General features: G+C 60.1%; 15 protein-coding genes. 4 read left to right on the plus strand and 11 right to left on the minus strand.

Annotated elements, in window-relative coordinates; translation table 11 throughout:
* The first annotated feature begins 139 nt into the window (after positions 1–139).
* A complete protein-coding gene (locus JIN78_RS01060; RefSeq protein WP_200390068.1) occupies positions 140–1,063 on the plus strand; it encodes a tetratricopeptide repeat protein in 924 nt (307 codons plus the stop codon).
* Between the two features lie 12 nt (positions 1,064–1,075).
* On the opposite strand, the gene JIN78_RS01065 is transcribed toward JIN78_RS01060, so the two are convergent.
* The 3 genes from JIN78_RS01065 to JIN78_RS01075 all read right to left on the minus strand — a co-directional run bounded on the left by JIN78_RS01065 (position 1,076) and on the right by JIN78_RS01075 (position 3,957).
* A complete protein-coding gene (locus JIN78_RS01065) occupies positions 1,076–2,035 on the minus strand; it encodes a M28 family peptidase (protein ID WP_200390069.1) in 960 nt (319 codons plus the stop codon).
* A 28-nt stretch (positions 2,036–2,063) separates the two neighbouring features.
* Positions 2,064–2,984, minus strand: coding sequence for a ParB/RepB/Spo0J family partition protein (locus tag JIN78_RS01070; RefSeq protein ID WP_200390070.1), 921 nt, complete (start codon positions 2,982–2,984; stop codon positions 2,064–2,066).
* A gap of 112 nt (positions 2,985–3,096) precedes the next feature.
* Positions 3,097–3,957, minus strand: a complete 861-nt coding sequence (locus tag JIN78_RS01075) for an alpha/beta hydrolase (protein WP_200390071.1) — start codon at positions 3,955–3,957, stop codon at positions 3,097–3,099.
* Between the two features lie 53 nt (positions 3,958–4,010).
* Here JIN78_RS01075 and JIN78_RS01080 point away from each other — a divergent pair, with 53 nt between their 5' ends.
* Together JIN78_RS01080 and JIN78_RS01085 are read left to right on the plus strand one after the other, a co-directional pair.
* Positions 4,011–4,901 (plus strand): hypothetical protein, encoded by an 891-nt coding sequence (locus JIN78_RS01080; protein ID WP_200390072.1) that lies wholly within the window; start codon positions 4,011–4,013, stop codon positions 4,899–4,901.
* Between the two features lie 68 nt (positions 4,902–4,969).
* A complete protein-coding gene (locus tag JIN78_RS01085) occupies positions 4,970–6,862 on the plus strand; it encodes a trypsin-like peptidase domain-containing protein (RefSeq protein ID WP_200390073.1) in 1,893 nt (630 codons plus the stop codon).
* A gap of 8 nt (positions 6,863–6,870) precedes the next feature.
* Here the strand turns inward: JIN78_RS01085 and JIN78_RS01090 are convergent, their stop codons facing one another.
* The 3 genes from JIN78_RS01090 to JIN78_RS01100 all read right to left on the minus strand — a co-directional run bounded on the left by JIN78_RS01090 (position 6,871) and on the right by JIN78_RS01100 (position 10,343).
* Complete coding sequence (locus JIN78_RS01090; RefSeq protein ID WP_200390074.1) at positions 6,871–8,058, minus strand: hypothetical protein; 1,188 nt, start codon at positions 8,056–8,058, stop codon at positions 6,871–6,873.
* A gap of 138 nt (positions 8,059–8,196) precedes the next feature.
* The gene (locus JIN78_RS01095) at positions 8,197–9,156 is read right to left on the minus strand and encodes a glucosyl-3-phosphoglycerate synthase (RefSeq protein WP_200390075.1); all 960 of its coding nucleotides are present in this window, start codon (positions 9,154–9,156) and stop codon (positions 8,197–8,199) included.
* 38 nt (positions 9,157–9,194) lie between these two features.
* Positions 9,195–10,343: a M28 family peptidase gene (locus JIN78_RS01100; protein WP_200390076.1), complete on the minus strand. Its 1,149-nt coding sequence runs from the start codon at positions 10,341–10,343 to the stop codon at positions 9,195–9,197.
* 125 nt (positions 10,344–10,468) lie between these two features.
* Between JIN78_RS01100 and JIN78_RS01105 the strand changes: the two genes are divergently transcribed.
* Complete coding sequence (locus tag JIN78_RS01105) at positions 10,469–11,707, plus strand: glycosyltransferase family 4 protein (RefSeq protein WP_200390077.1); 1,239 nt, start codon at positions 10,469–10,471, stop codon at positions 11,705–11,707.
* Here the strand turns inward: JIN78_RS01105 and JIN78_RS01110 are convergent.
* From JIN78_RS01110 to JIN78_RS01130, 5 genes are all read right to left on the minus strand, one after another.
* Positions 11,704–12,660, minus strand: a complete 957-nt coding sequence (locus tag JIN78_RS01110; protein ID WP_200390078.1) for a TIGR01777 family oxidoreductase — start codon at positions 12,658–12,660, stop codon at positions 11,704–11,706. The two genes, JIN78_RS01105 and JIN78_RS01110, sit on opposite strands and share 4 nt — an antisense overlap.
* Positions 12,661–12,787: 127 nt before the next feature.
* Complete coding sequence (locus JIN78_RS01115) at positions 12,788–13,423, minus strand: hypothetical protein (RefSeq protein WP_200390079.1); 636 nt, start codon at positions 13,421–13,423, stop codon at positions 12,788–12,790.
* Positions 13,424–13,483: 60 nt separating this feature from the next.
* Positions 13,484–14,488, minus strand: a complete 1,005-nt coding sequence (locus tag JIN78_RS01120) for an RDD family protein (RefSeq protein ID WP_200390080.1) — start codon at positions 14,486–14,488, stop codon at positions 13,484–13,486.
* Positions 14,489–14,602: 114 nt separating this feature from the next.
* Complete coding sequence (smc, locus tag JIN78_RS01125) at positions 14,603–18,349, minus strand: chromosome segregation protein SMC (protein ID WP_200390081.1); 3,747 nt, start codon at positions 18,347–18,349, stop codon at positions 14,603–14,605.
* Between the two features lie 216 nt (positions 18,350–18,565).
* Positions 18,566–19,861, minus strand: a complete 1,296-nt coding sequence (locus JIN78_RS01130; protein ID WP_200390082.1) for a hypothetical protein — start codon at positions 19,859–19,861, stop codon at positions 18,566–18,568.
* Between the last annotated feature and the right edge of the window lie 60 nt (positions 19,862–19,921).

Consider the following 19,921-nt stretch of genomic DNA (forward strand, 5'->3'; position numbering starts at 1 on the left):
AAGGGAGGAGGGAGTCCCGCCAATGGGACAGGCTTTCCCCTTGCTGGTCGAGGCGAGTGTGTCACACTCAGGCAGCTTCGCCCTTGTCTTCGTTCTCCCCGAACGGGATTCGGGCGGGCAACGCTGCAAATTCATCCGCATGGGCGCTCCTACAATGATCGAACAACAACTGCCATTTGTCGAAGTGGGCGGTTCTCCTGATTGGCGGGAAACCGAGAACCGGATTCGGGAAGCCGAAAGCAACAAGGACCTTCAGTTTGCCCGCAAAATTGCGAACTCCGCAGTGGAGGATGCTCGCTCGGCACAGAATGGGACGACTTCTGATGCCGAGCAACTGCTGTTCTGTCTAGAGGCGCGCGCGGACCTTTTCAACCGTCTGGGGGAGCAGGATGCCGCCAAGGATGACTACTTCGAGGCCATCTCTCTCGTGGCGGGCAAAGCGGGCCAGGAACAAACGGTGGGTCGCCTCTACGGCAGCCTGGGCTACCTCTTCGAGTCGATTGGTAAAAGCGATGAAGCCATCGACGCCTATGAGCGCGGGCTGGAGCAGCTGGGCCGCCTGCGCAAGCCGGTGATTCTCGACGAAATCCGCCTCTCCAATAATCTGGCCTTCCTCTACTCCCAGCGCGACGAATTCGACCAAGCGGAGACCCTTTTCCTGAAAGCGCTCAAGCTGGCCCACGAGGAACTGGGCAAAACCAATCCCGACACCACGGGGGTGGCCAACAATGTGGGCGCTCTGTATCAGAAGGCCGGCCACTACGAGCAAGCGATGGAGATGCACCAAATCGCCTTGGAAGGACGCAAATCCGATGGCTCCAGTCGTGCGGACATCGCGCAATCCTACGGTAATCTGGCGGTAGTTTTTGCCGAGCAAGGCAATCAGGGTGAGGCTCTTTCCCACTTCGAATCCGCTCTTTCCGCTTACAAAAAGGCGGGCCCGGAGTGGAGCGATGACTTTGAGGCGGTGTGCGAAAATTACCTCCAGTTTCTCAAGCAAACCGGCGATGAGGACCGCCAACGCCGGGTGCAGACCCTGCTTGAGGAAGGCTTGTCGGAGTAAAAAAGGCCGGGGCTACTCCCCGCCTGGGGGGAGAGGGGGAAGCAGCTCCGCCAGCATCTCCCAGACCACTGCCTGTGTGATGGCGAGGGATTCTGCCGAGATGAGATCGAGATTGTCCCGGCGGGTGTGCCACCAGTCGCTGCGGGCAAAGTCACCAATCAGATCGAGGGTGGGGATGCCAGCTTGATTGAGGGGCACGTGGTCGTCCAGGATGGATCCCGCTGCGATGCCGAAGCGCTCGCGCTGCCCGGCTTTCTCGGCAGCGCGGTTCATGACCGCGACCAGTTCCCGGGGGGAATCGGCAGGCACGCGGATGCGGAGATCGCGATGTCCCACCATGTCGAGCAGCAAGCCGAAGCGTGGCTTGTCGCTCGCCGCCCGCCAGCGTTGGGCGTAGGCCCGGGAGCCGTAGATGCCATCAAAGATGCCTCCGCGGGTGGGACCCATGTCTTTGCCGAAGGCCTCTTCTCCGTCGAAAAAGATCAGCTCCAGTCGGGAGGCCCTCTCGGGTTCGGCCGCCAGCTCGCGCGCCAGGGTCAGAATCAGACCGCAGGCGGAAGCCGCGTCGTCGGCTCCCAGAAACTTGTTGTCGGGGTCGAATTTCGAGTCCAGATGAGCGCACAGCAGTCCCTCCATGCGGGCCTTCCAAACGTCCGCCCCCGCTTTAGCGGGAAAGCGCGCGAGCAGGTTGGTGAAGCTTTTGCGGCCGAGAGGGGTTTCAGCTTCAAAGGTCTGGGTGCCCACCACCCAGCCGGCCTCCTGCAAGGTTTTGGTCACGTAGGCGCGGACTTCGCGCGCGGCCGCCGAGCCCGGGGGGCGCGGCCCAAAGCTGAGGATGCGGGCGGTGTGGGCCCGGGGGCTTCCGACCGGATCGGTGGAGGGGGCGCCAGCCGGAGTTTGGGCCGCGGGATCCTCGGGTTGGCAGGCGGAGAGAAATCCGATGAGCAGGAAGATGGGGCAGAAACGAATCACTGCGGCAGCCTAGAGCGAAAACGGGGCTCTAGTCGATAGAGATGCCGAGAATTTCCAGGATGCGGCTGAGATCATCATCGCCGTAATATTCGATCTCAATGCGACCTTTTTTCGCTCCAGGGGAAATGCCCACTTGAGTGGACAGCTTGGACCGTAAACGGCTTTGAATCTGGCGATAGAGGGCTGCCGTCTCGGGGCTGATTTCGTTCTTGGCGCGGGATTTGCGCTGCTCGCCCTTGGTGTCGCGGTGAAAATCCTGGATGAGTTTTTCCGTTGCTCGCACGGTCAACTTGCGGCGCATGATTTCTTGCGCGGCCACCTTCTGCGCCTTGCCATCTTTGATGGACAAGATGGCTTTGGCGTGGCCGACTGAAATTGCGCCTTGGGCGACGAGAGGTTGCACGTCTTTGTGCAGATCAAGCAGGCGCATGGAATTGGCCACCGAGGCCCGCGACTTGCCCACCGTTTTGGCGATTTCTTCCTGTTTGAGTCCGAATTCGCGTGCCAGCCGCACGTAGCCAGTGGCTTCTTCGATGGGATTGAGGTCGGCGCGCTGCAGGTTCTCGATGAGGGCCATCTCCAGCACCTCGCGGTCGCTGGCTTCGCGCTCGATGATGGGAACAACTTTGAGACCGACTTTTTTGGAAGCCCGCCAACGCCGTTCCCCGGCAATGAGCTCCAGCTCGCCATCGACCGGGCGGACGATAAGGGGCTGGATCACGCCGTGGTGACGGATGGACTCCATGAGCTCATCGAGTTCACCTTCAACGAAGTGGGTCCGGGGCTGCAGGGGAGAAGGACGCACCTTCTCAATGGGGACTTCACGCACCGAGGCTTTGGTCTCTCCAGACAGGGCAGACGCATTTCCCGAAGAATCCGGGTCCGTCAATTTTCTGCCAGAATTGTTAATGAGGGCTCCCAGTCCCTTGCCCAAAGCTTGTTTCGCCATCCGGCAATCTTAGTGACAAAAGGAGGGCAATTGGCAAAGCGGAAAGTTACGAAAAAAGCGCCTGACGCGAAAAATCCCCATTTTCCTGACGGTAAACACGGATGCGCTTTCGTCAAATGACCAGGGGTTCATCCGGAGAGAGTAGCCCGCACTCGACCATAAAGTGGTCGAGGGCATTGAGGGAAAGCTCGTAGAACTGTTCGTGGGTGTTGTAGTTGAAGAAGGTGTGCCCGGTGCCTTCGTAGTCGATGAGCTGGCAGCGGTTGCCCTTTTTGCGGTAGTTTTTGGCGAACTTTTCCACTTGGGCAAAAGGAGAGACCCGATCCTGGCGCGCATGCATCAGGAGGCTGGGTGGTAGTCCTTTGAGGGGGAGGCGGTGAAGGGGACTCATCAGCTTTGCTTCCGCCGGGCTGGGGAACAGGTGACTGCCGAGGCCGGTCTTGGGCGAGGTGTCCACAATGGCGGAAAAGGCCGCTACTGCCGCCGGACGATATTCAGGGGCGGGGGTGTTCTTCGAGACGGCGCTATCCAGCGCGCAGGAAAGGGCGAGATGCCCTCCCGACCCAGCGCCCACCACGATGATTTGCGTGGGGTCGATGCCGAGTTCGGCCGCATTTTGTTTGAGAAAAGCCACCGCTACCCGCACGTCCTCCATGGCTTCCAAGGGATTGGTGCGGTGCTTGTTGAAGACCCGGTATTCCACGGTCACGGCCACCGCTCCCCGGGTGGTGAAGTGGTGGCAATGGGGCACAAATTGGGTCGGCATGGAGCTATCCCATTGGCCGCCATGGAGAAAAAGAACACAGGTCCGGTGCGCCCCAGCCGGGTCGTGCCCCGGGGGGAGGTAAAAGTGGGCGGCCAATGGGCCCTCGGCGGGCTCGTAATAGGCAAAGGAATGAGCTCCCTTCAGCAACTCGCGGTCGCGGGCTTCGCCGATGGCCGGGGCCACATTAAGCTGGGGGAAAGACGACATGAGAATAAAAAGATGGCCGGAGGGTGGGGTGTTTGTCCATAGTTTCCCTCATCATGAACGCGCTTTTTCGACACCCCCCGCTCGCTTTGCTCCTTTTCGTTGCGCTGGCCTCCCCCCTGGCGGCCCAGAATCCGATGCAGCAGACCTTGGAACAAGTTTATGCCCAATGGCGGCAAGCCATGGTGAAGAAAGATGCGAGGCGGTGGAGCCAAACGACCTCAACCCGGCGGCAGGTCGAGATCCGCAACCGCATTTTTTCGGAAAGAAAGCCTTTTCCCGCTGCAGTGTTCGCCTTGCCTGCTGCTCCGCCGGATCTGCGTGGCCTCACCCCGGCGCGCTTCAAGGTGCGGGGACCCACGGCGAAAGCGGTTTACTTTGGACGAATCGACTTCGGGGTGGGTGGTGCGCCTACCGACAACCTTCTCGTACTCTCCTTTGTGCAGGAGGATGGCTGGAAATATGATGGAGCCGACTTCATCAACCTGATGGTCCTCCCCGAGGTGAGGGCTGCTTTGGCCAAGGGCGATTACTCGGTGGTGGATAAAGCGGAATTCGACCCCTCGGGGGCCCCTCCCACCCGCCCGGCCATCCAGCTTACCGGCCCGGTGCCCTATATCGCCAAAGTTTACTGCTATTGCCCGGGGCGCGAGGTCACCGTGCAAGTCAATCGTCGCAGCCGCCACACCGTGGCCAACACCAAAACGGCGGAAGTGGTCATCGGCGGGGCCAATCCCGGAGAAAATCAGGTGGAGTTCACGGTGAAGGATCTTCCGGGAGGAACCGGGCAAGAGCCTCTCGCCATCCGGGTCTACCTGATGTCGGAAAAGCCCGGGGTGCGGCTTCCGGCCGTGTTCGAGTATCTGGTGCCCGAGGGGGGCACGGTGCGACGGGCGGGGCAGGACACTTTCACCCTCGATGCCGCAGTGGCCAGTCAGCTTCGTTGAGGGCTCGGGAGAGTGGATTTTTTATTCCGCGTGGTTGACCCCGGGGGAGATGCAACGAAAATGAGAGGATGAGAATTCTCGGCGCTTTCCTTTTCTTACTCGCGGGGCTGCAGGCTGCCGCCGGGCTGAACCTGCGCGAATTGCAGGCGTCCCTCTGGCCCGTGGTCGAGCAAGCCCGCAAAGCGACGGTCGCGGTGGGTGCGCTGGGCTCCACCGGCAGTGGGGTGGTTGTTTCTCCAGAAGGATTGGTGCTCACGGCCGGCCATGTCATCACCAATCTGGATACCGGGGAAGTGGCGACCGAGGTTTCGGTCCTGTTTGATGACGGTCTTGAGGCTCGCGCCAAGGTCCTCGGCATGAACCGCCGCCACGATGCCGCGATGTTGCAATTGCTGGGGGCGGGGCCCTGGGACTTCGCGCCCTTGGGTGATTCGGATTCTCTGCGCCCCGGGGAGTGGGTGGTGGCCACCGGGCATCCCTCCGGCTACGACGCCCTGCGCGCGGCCCCCATTCGGTTTGGCCGCCTTGTTTCCAAGAGTGTCGATTATTTCATCGGCAGTGATTGCGTGCTTTTCGGCGGGGATTCGGGAGGTCCCCTCTTTGATCTTGCCGGGAAAGTGGTCGGCATTCACTCTTGGATTGGGGAAGACGTGCAAACCAATACCCACGCGGGGATCAGTGGCTTTCGGCGCGACTGGGAACGGTTGCAGGCAGGGGAGCGTTGGGGAACCTTGCTTGCGCCTCCCACCATTGCGGAGGGGGCGCCCGTGCTGGGGGTGATGTTCGATGCCGAAACCCGCGGGCAACAGGTGGTGCTCGATGCCGTGCTGGCCGAATCGGCGGCCGAGCGCGCGGGATTGCGGGCAGGTGATATTTTGACGCGAATCGATGGCCAGCTGGTCTCTGGAGCCAGCTTGAAGCGCTATCTGCAAAGACTGGAGGTGGGCGATGAGATCACGGTGGAATTTCAGCGCGGGCCGGAGGAGCGCCTGGCACGGGTCACTCTGGGGCAGGTCAGTTCTTTGCCTTTCGTGACCGAAGAGGGGCGCAAACTTCTGGAAGCCCAAGCGGCTGAACTCTTTACCGCTTTCGGCCAGGTAACCAGCGAGCTGGGTAGCGGGGTGGTCCGCCTTTTCGCTGATGGCCTGCAGGTGGGATTTGGCACCGTTTGGACCGAGAAACGGATCCTGGCGAAATGGAGTGAACTGCGCCGCGCGGATTCCCTGGTGGGAGTGGACTCGGAAGGGCGCGAATTCCTCCTCACCGTGCAGGAAATCTTTGCCGCCCATGATTTGGTGGTGCTGCAGATGCCTTCTGCGATCGAGCTGCGGCCCATCGCTCATGCCGGAGGGCCTGCCAGAGCGGGCTCCCTGCTGGCAGCGGTGCGACCGGATGGCGTGCCCGAGGGCGTGGGCGTTCTTTCTGTGGCCGAGCGCAGCCTGTTGGAAAGTGCTCGGGGCTATCTGGGCGTCTCTCTCGATGAGGGCTATGACCGCGGGGGAGCCTTCGTGGAAGAAGTCTTCAGCGACAGTGCGGCGGAAGAGGCCGGGCTGGAAATCGAAGACGTCATCGTGGCGGTGGATGACCGGCCTATCAATGGCTTGCAGGAACTGCAGACCGTTCTAAGCCGCGCTGGTCCGGGCCAAGTGGTAAAACTGGAAGTGCGTCGACGCACCGGCCCCGTCATCGTGGAAGCAAAACTCAAATCGCGTCCTTCTCTTCGCGGGCGTCAAAGCCGCCGCGAGCGCATGATGGACTCCATGGACGAGAGGGGGTTGAGCCGGGTGCGGGATAGTTTCCCCAGTGTCCTGCAAACCGACATGACCTTGGCTCCGGAGGAGAGTGGCTTGCCTGTGGTCGATTGGCAGGGGCGGCTGGTGGGAATGGCCATTGCCCGTGCGGGCCGGGTGAAGACCTACCTCTTGCCCGTGCAGACCCTGGCCGATTTGCTGGATTCCTGACTGCAGGGTCAGGACTTGGTGCGCCAGACGGACCAAGGAGTCTCGGGGGCGAGGGCGGGCAAAGTATTCCCTCGCTCGGGATCCGCGCTCGATTCCGTCTTGAAGAGGGGAAGAATAGGGGCCCCTCCCGCATCCTTCTGGTAGTCCTCTCCCTGTTTTTCTATCAAGAGGTAGCCACTGTAGTGTCCGCCTGGACGCTCTCCGGTCATGATTTTGAGGTCTAGCTCCTCTCCCTTGCGCACGTTCATCCACTTGCCGACGTAGCTGTGCCAGCCGCCGAGGGTGTGCTCTTGGTCGATGAATTCCCGGTCGCCGGCATCTTCAAAGGTGGGAGCGAGGCTGCCATCCATGACGACGCGGTTGTTTTCCATCACGATCAAAATGTCATCGGAAAAGCCGACAAAGCGAAATCGTCCGCGTTCCGGGGCCACGATGGTGCCTTCGTAGGAAATGACCCAGCGACGGCCTTGCACCTCTTCGCCCAATTCGAAAGCTTCCGGCGCTTCCTCGGCTCCCACCCGGGGGATGTAGAGTTGGGTCAAGACCAACTGCTTGGGGGCCTTGAAATAGTCCGAAAAAGCTTGGTCCGTCAGGTTCCGCCGCACGATGGTGCGCAGATGGTCATCATAGGTCCGGTTGACCGGATCATTGATGATGAGGGTGCCGTCTTTTTCGAAATCCTGGATGCGCATCTCGGTTGGCTTGCCGCTCCGGTCCTGCTTGAGGTCGTAGAAGGAGCCCTTCAGCCCGGGACCGCTGAGCTTGCCGAACATCGTTCCGCTGCCTCCACCGGCCGCGCCGCTGCCCGAGCCGTTCCACCCGGCACCGAAGTCATCGCCCGCCCCGAATTCCAGCGACTCGACCGGAATATCCACTTCCGGCACGGGAATCGCGGTCAGTGAGGGGGCGTTGGCGGTAATGACCCGGGTGGCTGCCGAAGAGGGTGCCGAAGGGCGGCGCTGCTGGCTGGTGGGCACCTCCTTGGGGTCGGGCTTTTCCTCCGCCATCGGTTGCCCCTGGTAGGTGACGATTGGGTCGGAACTGGTAAAAAAGGGCTGAATGAAAATAAATGCCAAGGCGAGCCCGACGAGCACGATGGCGAGAATCGCGATGAGCAAAGAGGCGATGGTGGACTTCCGCTTCTCGGCCTGCAGGCGGGCAAGAACATCAATATTGGGTTGGGCGTGGAAACTCATGGGTCGGTTTTGCTGATCGAGAAAAGATGCCGCTCTTTTCCAAGGAAGCAAGCGGCCCCTGACTCCTGTCACCTTACCAACGACTGGCCGAGAGTTTTGTTAGCCCGAAAAAAGGGGAGGGTTTCTCCCCGATGAGTTCTAGGCGAGGAATTTTTTTCGATAGTCCTCGATGGTATTCATGGGCGGGCGTTCCTCTTCGAGAATCTCTTTCTCAATCTGCTCATACTCCGTTCCGGTCGCCTGCAGGGAGCGGTAGACGGAAGACAGCTCGGCGAGGTCGCTCACCTTGCCGTGGTCTTGCAAGCGACCGAGGAAGCTCTGCAAGATGCCAAAGGACATTTTCCCCAAGGCATTGGTATCCTGATTGCGGTGAACGCGCTGGTCAAGATCGACCTGGGCAAAGGCGGCCATTCCGTGGTCCTTGTAGACATCGAGGATGTGGGAAGTCTCCACCCCGTAGCCAATGGGGAAGGGGATGCTCTCCAGGGTCTCGCGGCGCACCGCGTATTCTCCCGAAAGAGGTTGGAAAAGTTGCGTCAATTCGGGGTAGAAGAGACTAAAGAGAGGGCGCACCAGAATCTCGGTCACCCGCCCTCCGCCAGTGGGGCGAATTCCCTGTGAAAAGGCGAGGGGGCGCTCATAGAATGCTTTGACATAACTGACCTCCGGCTTTTCTAACAAAGGACCGATCAGGCCGTAGACAAAGCGCGGATGAATATTGGCAATGTCGGCATCCACATAGGCGATGATGTCTCCTTTCAACTGGTGAATCGCTTTCCAGAGATTCTCCCCTTTGCCGCGCTTGAATCCCTCGCTGGGCAGGATGTCGCCCGAATAGTAAAATTCCGCCCCGAAGGAAGTGGCCACTTCGCCCGTTTTGTCGGTGGAGCCAGAGTCGATGACCGCGATTTCATCGACCAGCGGGTAGCGGTCCATGAGTTCGCTTTTGAGAATGACGACCACTTTGCCGATGGTGGCCTCTTCGTTGAGAGTGGGAATGCAGAGGGAGATTTTCTGGCCGCTCTTTTCTTTTTTTTCGCAAAGAGCTTCGAGGTCAGCAAAGTCGGAGTGATGATAAGTGTTGGTTTTGAGCCACATGTCGAGAAAGGGTTTCGGTAGAGGTTGAGAGCGAGGGGTTAGGCGTGGAGTTCGGGTTCGAGCTGGTCGATGCGCTCCAGGATGCCGAGGACTTGAGCCAATCCGGTGAAGAGCGGTTCGAGAGCAACGGTCTCGTCGGATTCGTTCAGTTTACTGGCCCGGGTCAAGCCCAGAGTGAGAGCGGGGATGCCATGTTCGATGAGAATGGAGAGATCGGAGTAGCTGGGACCAGTGATGGTTTTGATCCCCAGTTCGTCCTGCACCTCGCGGGCGGCGGCCACGAGAGGATGGTTGAAAGGGATGCCACCCGGTTTGCGCAGGGCGGGGAAGGTGATGGAGCAGTCGGAGGCGGTCTGGGCGGAAATTTCCTCCAGAATGTCGCTGATCTGGTAACGAATTTCGCGGGCCTTGCCGGGCTCCTCAGAACGGATTTCCAATTTCAAACGGGCCACCTCGGGAGGGCGGTTGAAGGTTTTCCCCGCGCGCAGGGAGCCGAGGATGACGGAGGTGCGGGGTTCCTGGGGGATGGGAATTTCCAGAATGCGCCGGATGATGCGGTGCATGATGATCATGGCATTTTCGGCCGCTTCCCAGCTGGTGCCCGGTTCCTGCCGCACCCGGCAGAGGAGATCCGCCTGCACCATTCCCAGACAACTGTGATTGAGTCGCCCCAAAGTGATGCCCTCCAGCACGAGCCCGGCATGGATGGGGCGTTGGAAATTTTCCAAAAAGAAGCGCAATCCCGCCAGGTCGTTGGCGTTTTGCGACTTGGTGTGGGCGAGGAGGATGAGGTTGGCTTCGGGTTGGATCTTGAGGCGTTCCAGCAGGTCGGGGAGAGTGGCCAGCGCGGCCAGGCCGATGGTGTTGTCGGCCATTCCCGGGCCCGTCAGGCCCTCCGGTCCGCAATTGATGGTCAGCCGCTCGTTGGCCTTCAGGGTGAGCGGGGTATCGGCATGGGCGGCAATGAGAACGTTGTAGTTGGGATTCTTGCCCGGGATGATGGCTTGCAGATTTCCTTGTTCGTCGATGGAGACGTCTTGCAGGGAGGCAAAGCGTTCAGCGAGAAAGTTGATGCGGTTTTCTTCGTCGCCGGAAGGGGCGGGGAATTCGCCCAGCATGAGCGCATTGGCGAGGAGAAGTTCTTGATGGGATTGCAGCAGTTGTCGGAGTTCGATTGGGGTCGGCATGGGTCTCGGGTTAGCTTGATAGAGTAGGGGAAACTCAATTCCCGCCTTGGTGGGGCAGGGGGGAACAAGTATGAATAGGTTTCTTGAAAATTGGAACGCATGATGCGTGCCGTTTTTACCAGAAGATGAAATTGGGATTTGTTTCAACACGATTTGCCGGCACCGACGGGGTGTCTTTGGAGGCTCTCAAATGGGCGGAAGTCCTCGAGAAGATGGGCCACGAGGTGTTCTGGTTTAGTGGACTCAGCGACCGGCCGGCAGAAGCTTCACTCTGCGTGCCCGAGGCTTTTTTTGGTCATCCCGAGAACCAATGGCTCGCTCGGCGCATCTGGGGTTCCACCCAGCGGGACCCGGTGGTGACCGAGCGCATCCAGGCTCTGGCTGGCTACCTCAAGGAGATGTTGCGCCGCTTCGTGGACCGCTTTCAGATCGATGTTCTCGTGCCCGAAAACGCCCTCACCATTCCCGTCCACTTGCCTTTGGGGGTCGCGATCACCGAATTCCTGGCCGAGACCAACATGAAGGCAGTGGCCCACCATCACGATTTCTACTGGGAGCGGGACCGCTTTGCGGTCAATGCCGTGCCCGATTTCCTGGACATGTCTTTTCCCCCCCGCCTGCCGAATCTCCGCCACGGAGTCATCAATCGCCAGGCCGGGGAGCAGCTGGCCCGCCGCAAGGGAGTCAGCTCTTGGTTGGTGCCCAATGTCTTTGATTTTGCGAAGGAGCCTCCTGGAGTCGATGACTACTCGGCAGATATTCGCAGCGAACTTGGAGTGAGCGAGGAGGATTTGCTCATCCTCCAGCCCACCCGCATCGTGCCGCGCAAAGGGATTGAGATGGCCATTCAACTGGTGGCCCGGCTGGAAGACCCCCGCTGCAAGCTGGTCATCTCCCACCAGGCCGGAGATGAGGGCTTTGAGTATGCCCACATGCTGGAGCGCATGGCGCAGGATGAAGGGGTGCCCCTGCTCATGGTGGGCGATCGCATTGGGGAACAACGGCAGCGCGACAAACAGGGGCGGAAAATCTATACCCTCTGGGACCTCTATCCCCATGCCGACCTCGTCACCTATCCCAGCATTTACGAGGGCTTCGGCAATGCGCTCATCGAGACCTTTTACTTCCGCAAACCGATGGTGGTCAATCGCTACTCCATCTTTGTGCAAGACATTGAACCCAAAGGATTCGAGACCGTTTCCATGAATGGCTACGTCACCCAGAGCGTGGTGGAAAAGACCCGCAAGCTCCTCCGGGATCAGGATTTGCGGGACGAAATGGTGAACACCAATTACGATTTGGCGCAGAAGCACTACAGCTATCCCGTCCTCCAGCAATCTCTCGCCGCTCTTTTCGATTTCTAGCCGTCATCTTCCAGCGCCTCTACTGCCGTGGCGAAGGTGGGGTGGCGAAAGACAAATCCTCCGGCCAACAGACGGGCGGGCTCCACCCGGCGGCTTTTGACGATCAGTTCCGTCTCCGTGCGGAGGAGAAAGGCTCCCACTTCCAGCAGTAGCTTCGGCGCCGGGAGTCCCATGGGCGCACCCAGTGCTCGGCGGAGCTGGCGCATCATCTCGCCATTGGGAAGGGGCTGGGGCGCGGCTAAGTTGTAAATGCCTTCGGCTTCGGGGTTTTCCATCAACCAACTCAGCGCACGACCGAAGTCTTCGGCGTGGAGCCAGGAAACGAACTGGCGCCCATGGCCCATCCGTCCACCCAAGCCCAGGCGCACCAGTTTTCGCAGCGTTTCGTAAACTCCTCCGGGTTCGTTGCCGAAAACCATGGCCGTGCGCAGGCAGATTCCGCGAACCGGATGCTGCTGACGGACTTGGGCAAGCGACGAGAAAAAGGCTTCTTCCCAAGCCTGGGCCACCTCCAGCGAAAAGGTATCCTTCGCTTCCACGCTGGCTCCGTAGAGAGCGGATTCCTCCGTGTTGGCGGCGTCGTAGCGATGACGGTAAATGGTTGCGGTGCTGGAGTTCAGCCAGATCAGGGGAGGGCTTTCACATTGCCCCAGCGCCTTGCCCAGAATGCGGGTCGAATCGACTCGCGAGTTCATCATGGCGGCGCGATTGCGGGGATGGTATCGGCAGTTCACCGAGCGTCCTGCCAGATTGACAAGAGCCTTTGCGCCCTCGAGTTCAGCAACCCAAGGACCGCTTGTTTTTCCATCCCAAAGGACCGTGCGAGTGGGGGCACCCGGATTGTTCCGACGGGTTAGGACGACAACCTCCCAGCCTTGCGCCGCAAAGTAGGATTGGAGCGTGCGGCCCAGAAATCCACTGCCACCGGCTAGAACCACTTTTGGGGTCGTCATGATGGGACCTTGTTCGGGTTCTTTTATTCTGTAAAGTTGAATCTTTCAGTAAAATCTGAAAAATAGGAGAGCCCTGATTGGGAGATTGGAGGTTTTGGGGCAGCAAGAAGGGATTCCTGGTCCGGGCTTAGTTCGCTGCCAGGGCTGCCGTGACGCGGCGATCAAAGTCGGCCAAAATGCCGGGGGCTTCTTTCTCAATGGCCTCTCCCACCGATTCTTCAGGAACATTGTCCTGGTCTGCTTTTTTGCTCTGGCGCATGAATTCCCAGAGATGTCTGACGCTTTCCTTGGCTAAGCGGCGGTCGAGATTGCTGACGACCTGGTGGAAGATCTTCGCCAAGCGCTTGGCTTCGTCTTTGTCCAGTTTGCTGCCGCTTGCCAAGACCTCTTCTTTCATCAAAAAGCGGGCCAAAAAGTAGGTGGCAGCAAAAGTGAGCACCGCCCGCCGCACGGTGAGCCAGAAGAGGAAGGAGCGGAATAATTTTTTGAGAGGTTTCATCACCAATCCTTTGGCCATACCGCCGATTTTTTTGAAGAAACCAACTGAATTGCCCTCGGCTAGAATCTCGGCAGCATCCTCCTCGTGGCTGATTTGGCGATTGTTCAGAATCTTGCGAACCAGACTTTTGCGTTCCCGGGTGATGAGCCAGTCGTCGACGAAGGGCAGGGGGATAAAGGCGAAGGCGCCCGTCTGGGCACTCTGACGATGGACCGTCAAGGAGCCGACCGGGCGCGAGGAAGAGAGGGCATTTTCTTCAGACACGAGCCCAATGTTACCCCATCTCCCTGTTTTGCAATCTCCCGTCACCGGAAAAATGCGTCCTTAATCGGGCAACCATTTTGCCTGCCGGGTCGGGGTCGGGCGATGGCGCACCACCCGGGTGTGGGCCCATTGGTCGCCCAGCCGCAGGCCCCGGGTGTCCGCTTCTTCTTCCCTGACGTAGAGAAGGGCAAACTCGACCGGAGCCAGCAGGAGGGCGAGGTTGCGCAGGGCTCCGGCCAGCCAGCGGGAGGCGAGGGGACCGGGCCCGCGAGCCTCCATGCGCAAGCCGAGGAGGCGTTTGCCCGGACTGGCCTCGCGCCGCAGTCCCAGCGAGTCGCGGAAAAGAAGAAAGAGAACCGTCACCCCACCAGCGGGCCCCATTCCCCACCAGTGTTCAGTCAGCAAGAAGAGCCCTGCCGCCAACAGGAGGTCGACGAGGCCGGCCAGGGAACGCCGGGTCAAAAGGGACGCGGGAAGCAGGGAAGGCTCGGGAAAAGGGGTGGCCGGTTCTTGGAAAATCTTTTGGGAAATATCTTCCAGTCGTTCGGAGGGACGGGAGTGCTCCTTGGGAACCTCTGCAGTAGCGCCGGGAGAGGGGGCTGCGGTTTCGCTGGCAGGCAGGCTGGGTTTTTCGGTGGCTTTTCTGGGGCGACTCTCAGGTGAAGCTGCCGGAATGACAGGCTCTGGGGAGGCTTCCTCGCTCGGTTCCACCTCGCAGATCATCCATTCTTGGGCAAAGGACTTGATGATGGCTTCCGCTTTCTCCAGGGACAAGGCCTCGGGGATGAGAATTTCCACCGGACTGGGCTCCGCGCAAACTTCCGCATCAGCAAGCGCGGTCGGCACTGGACTTCGCGCCGGACGGGGAAAGGGAAGAGGCTCTCCTCGGGGGGAAGGGTCCCGGCGGGGAGCCGGAATGAGGGGAAATTTGACCTGCAAGCGGGCCGCTATCTCTGCGGTGACGCTGACCTCGATTTGCCCCAGAGGTTGCCCGGCGGGCATCGGGTCGGCATGGGCCACGATGCATTCGTATTTTTCCTCGCGGGCCAACCTTCTCTTCGCCATCCCCAGCGTGGGCACGGAGATGGTCGCGATGCCGGCAAAGCGGTCGCGGGAAGAAGGAGTGGCAGCCTGCGCCGAACCTGACCCAGGGCTCGTGTCGAGCGAAGAACCGTCCGGTCAAGCGTCCAGCCGCTCGGCCGCACGCTGGCCGGCGGTGCGAGCTTCGCTCTTGTTCTCCTCGGTGGTCAGGCGCATCCCCACCGGCTTGGAGACCCCGAACTCCTCCATGGTGACCCCATACATGATGTCGGCACGGTTCATGGTGCGCTTGCTGTGGGTCACGATGATGAACTGGCTCTGGTCGATGAAGGCATCGAGGACCTTGAGGAAGCGCCCGATGTTGGATTCGTCCAAAGGGGCATCGAGCTCGTCGAGCACACAGAAGGGGCTGGGCTTGACCTTGTAGATGGAAAAAAGAAGGGCCACCGCAGTCATGGAACGCTCGCCCCCGGAGAGCAGGCTGATGCTTTGCAGCTTTTTGCCCGGAGGCTTGGCGATCACTTCGATGCCGGATTCCAGCGGATCCTCTTCGTCGAGGAGAACCAGGTCCGCTTTGCCTTTTTCGCCAAAGAGGAGCTTGAACATGTCGCGGAAGTTTTTCCGCACGGTGGCAAAGGTCTGGGCGAAGCGTTTGGTGGTCTCGTCGTTGATCTTGGCGATCACCTCCAGCAGCTCGGTCTTGGAATTGACGAGGTCCTCATGCTGGGAAAGGACGAAGTTGTGCCGTTCTTCCAGTTCCTCGAACTCTTCAATGGCATCGACATTGACCGGGCCCATGGAGTCCACCTTGCGGCGCAGATCGAGGACGAGGCGTTCGATGAGATTCCAGTCCGGACCGCTCCCGGGCAATTCGATCGCCTCTTCGTCTTCACTATTTTCGTCCTCGGCAGAGCTGTCTCCGGCGGTGGGGAGGGCCACCGTCTCGCCAGCCATCCCTTGCTTCTCCAGTTGCTCGTTGAGACAGGTCAAGAGCGCATGGGCATCGGGGCGGAAGTGTTCCAGCTCCAGCTGGTGGCGCTCCATCACCGTTTCTTCCAATTTCTCGAGCTTGAGGGTGACTTTGGTTAAAGTCACTTCTTCCCGTCCGCGCTGTTCACTGCGTTTGCGCACCTGTTCGCGGATTTTGCTCAGGAGTTCTTCTTTTTCTCCGATGGCATTGCGCAGCTGCTGGCGGCGCTCGTCGAACTCGGGCAAGTCTTTCTCCAGTTCGGCAGCGGCATCCTCATTCTCCAGCATCTCCATTTCGAGGGTGTGGTCGTCCTCGTCATCGTTCCCAATGCGGTTCTGGAAGTCCACGATCTCAGCCTCCCGCTTGACGATGAGGTTGTTGAGTTCCTCGATGCGGCTCTGCATCGGGCGCTGCTGGTCCTGTTCGGACTGATGGGCCCGGCGCTCCACGGCGAGCTCGGTCTGGAGCTCGTTGAGGCGCTCGCTCTGCTCGGCGAGCTGGCCTTCCAGTCCTTCGGATTCATTTTGAAATTCCGCCAACTGCTGCTCGAGGACGGCCACCTGTTCCCGGGCCTCGGCGAGTTCGTATTCGCGGTTGCTATGGGACTCGCTAGCGCTCTGCACCCGTTGGGACAAGTTCTCTCGCTCGCTCTGCAAGCGCTCCAGCTTGCCTTCCAGATTTTTGCTTTCCCGCTCGGCGACCGAGTTTTCGCTCTGGGCTTTGGAGAGCTCGAGCTTGACCTCGCCCAAGCGGCTCTTGCACTGCTCCACTTCTTCCCGGGCGGCGAAGGATTGGCCGTCGAGTTCCTCCGCCAGGGACCGCTGTTCGGCCAACTCTTTCTCGAGCTTCTTGACCTCTTTGGCGAGGGCGTTGACCTCATTCTGGCGCTTGAGAACCGAGTCGCTTCCGCCTTTGGAGGCTCCCCCCCGGATGAGTCCATTGGGGAAAAAGAGCTCGCCCGCCCGGGTCACGAAGGTGACATCGCCATAGGACGAGCGCAATTCGGTCGCGCTCTCGCGGTCGGGCACGATGAGGGTTTTTTCCAACAAAGTGGAGACCAGATCAGTGACCGCATCCTCGGCCTTCACGACATCGTTGGCCCAGGCCAAGGCCCCCTTGGGCAAGGCCTCGGTTTGGTAAGAGCCGGCCCGGTTGGCTGAATCCTTGGGCAAGAGGGCCACTTGCCCGAGCTTTTTGGTCACCAGTCGGTCGAGAATCTCTTCCGCGAACTCGCTGTCGCGCACCAATACCGCCTGCAGGGTATCACCCAGGACGGACTCAATGGCTAGAGCGTAGTCGTCCTCAACCTTCAGGCGACTGGCGAGCACGCCATCCACGCCTGCGCGAAAGAGGTCGGGATCGTCCAATCCCTTCAGGACGGCCTGGGTGCCCTTGAGCATCCCTTCGCCACTTTCCAAGACTTGCTTGAGCACCTCCAGTTTGGAGGTCTTGCCTGCCACCGTGCGGTGGAGCTCGTCGGCGGCCTTCTTGGCGGCATCGAGGTCGCCGCGGGTGTGTTGAAAGGCCCGTTCGGCGGTGTCCACCGCCTCGGTGAGCTCGCTGAGGCGCGCCTGCTGCTCCTCCAGAGCCGCCGTGGCTTCGCGCTGGCGTTCCTGGGATTGCTCGAGCTCGAATTGGAGTTGGCTCTCTTCTTCTTCCAGCTCGCGGGCCCGTTCGTCATTGGCAGCAGCCTGCGCCAGATCGGACTCGATCTGCGCTTGCACCGTCGCCACTTGGGTGCGGGTGGTCTCCGCCCGGCGGCGGGTGTCGCGCAACTGCGCGTTGAGCTGGTCGCGGGCCGCCCGGGCTTGGGCTACCACTTCCTGTTGGGCGGCGACCGCTTCTTCGCCCGTCGCGATGCGTTCCTGCCGCTCCTCGGCTTGGGTGATCGATTCCTCAAAATTGCTTTGCTCCTGGTCGAGACGAGCCTTGGCTTCCTCAATCTCGCTGCGGTGTTGGGTAATGCGCTTTTCCAGTTCGGCCCGGCGTTCTTGATTAAAGCCCCGGCGCGAGCGCGCGGCCTCGGCGGCAGCCTTGTGGCTGGAGATGCGCTGACGCAAATCGGAGAGCTCGCTTTCCAAGGCCTGGGAGGCGTCCCGGGCCTCGGTCACAGCCGCTTCGTGAGCCGGGAGGTCCAGCTCCATCATGTCGACCTCGTTCTCGAGGGATTTGACGTTGGTGGTGAGCTCTGACTCATTGGCTTTCAGCTCGGTCCACTGCTTGTGACAGAGGTGGGTATCGAGGATGTGCACCGCGCTGGTCAGCTCCTGGTAACGGCGGGCCTTGCTCACCTGGCGCTTGAGAGAGTTCATGCGCCGCTCCTGCTCCGCGATGACGTCGCCGGTGCGGAGGAGGTTGGCTTCGGTGTATTCCAGTTTGCGCAGGGCCTCCTTCTTGTCCTTCTTGAACTTGGTGATGCCAGCGGCCTCCTCGAAGACCGCCCGGCGTTCTTCGGGCTTGGAGGAGAGAATCTGGTCAATCTGTCCCTGAGCCATGATGGAATAGGCCGAGCGGCCGATACCGGTGTCCATGAAGAGCTCGTGAATGTCCCGTAGACGGCAGGTTTTATCGTTGATGCGGTATTCCGATTTGCCATCGCGAAAAACCCGGCGGGTGATGGCCACCTCATTGAACTCCAGCTTGAGGGCGTTCTCGCAATCGGCCATCGTCATGGTCACCTCCGCCATGCCGTGGGGCTTGCGCCGATCGGTGCCATTGAAGATGACATCCGCCATCTCACCTCCCCGCAGGGCCTTGGCCGAGGTTTCCCCCAGCACCCAGCGGATGGCATCGACCACGTTGGACTTGCCGCAGCCATTGGGGCCGACGATGCCGGTCACGCCTTTGTCGAACTCAAAATGGGTTTTGTCTGCAAAGGACTTGAAGCCTTGGATGTCGAGGGATTTGAGATACATGGGAAAACTTGCTGACAAGAATGACGGAGAAGGGGCCTGTCAGGCAAGCGCGAGGGGTCTAACGCCGCTATTTTGTGGTCTTTTTTAAAAAAACTACCAGATATTGATAAAGCGCCCTTAAGGAATCCTGCTTGGCAGCTCCGAGCCATCGGAGTTTGCCTGCGACTTCAGTGGAATCTCGCTGGTGACAAGGAGGGGGAGAACGGCTGGTTTTTATCAGGAATTCACTTCTGCCCAGGCCGGCAGGGTTTCGGAGAGAATGCTGAGGATGTGTTTGCGCTCGGATTTCGAGAGATAGCCGAAGTCGGGGTGCTTGTCGGGTTCGGTCAAGATGTGGTGGATTTGCCGGAGGACTTCACTTTTCAGGAGGGGATGGAGGTGGGTGAAGGGTTCGCTGTAGATGAGGTAGCTGCAGCGGTATTTGAAGAGGCGTTCGTAGAGCCGGAGATCGCGGAGGGAGCGGCCCCTTTTGTTTTTCCGGGCGGGGAGGGCGAAGGCTTTTTGAAAGGCCTCGCCTCCTTCGACTCCCTCGTCCACCAGTTCGAATTCGCCTTCGAAAAGAAGGGCACGCACGATTTTATCTCCGTAGTGCTGAAGGGCGTTTTGGTAGGTTTCCGACAAGGGGGCATCGCTTTTTTCTCCGGTGGCTTTGCGGATGGCCTCGTTTTGATAGAGAAAGCGTTGGGTAGCGAGGTGTCCGCTCACGATGGCGTTGTGAACGGCGACCTGATGCTCGAGAATCATGAGGGCCACGACATCGCTATGACCTCCCCCCAGATAGGGCTCGATATTGAGATGGTCGGCCAGATTGCTCACCGGGCCTTGTCCGCCGACCAGGGATTGGCGGCCTTGGTCGCTGAAGGTCATGTTGCCAAGATGGCCGGCAGGCCCGGCCCGACCGGTGACATACCAGCCGCCCCAACGCTCCACGATAGGGCTGCGGTGGGTGGTGTGAAAAGACCCCCAGTCGAATAAAGGGCGGCCGGACTCATCGGGATAAACGGAACGGACGAGAATGCCCGGCGCGCCATTGGTCTGCGAGCTGGCATGGCAGCTCAGGCAGCTGGCCTCGCGCCGGATGGCTGGGGCGGCACCTTCCTCCCGACGATCGAGGTCGATGAGGTGGAAGACGGCGCCCAATTTGGGATCGAAGGTGATGGTTTCAATGCTGCCCCGCTGCACCCAGCCGACGTAAGCATTGTCGGAGAAATAAATGGCGCGGGGCGTCCAGGGATTGATACGCGCGTTCTGGGCGCTGGTCTTGGAATAGACCAAGGTCTGCGATTCCACCGGGACCTCAAGGAGAGCGAGCACTTCGGCAAGAATGGCCCGATCGTCCTCCCCTTGCAGAAGTTTTTCCCCCGCTTCGATGCGGTCCGCAATGCGGGTGAGCGGGGTGTCGACTTCTGCCTCGGAGTAGTAGAGAGGAGATTCCTCGTAAAACTCCTGCCCGATCGCGGTTAGCGCGCTGACAAAGAAAGAAATGAGAGAAAATTTACGGAAAATAATCATCAGCAAGACCCCTGCTTCTACCGCTCTTCCCAGCTGGCGGGGAGGGAAAAGCACTCTTTG

Source organism: Roseibacillus ishigakijimensis (genome assembly GCF_016595415.1).
Lineage (GTDB): Bacteria > Verrucomicrobiota > Verrucomicrobiia > Verrucomicrobiales > Akkermansiaceae > Roseibacillus > Roseibacillus ishigakijimensis.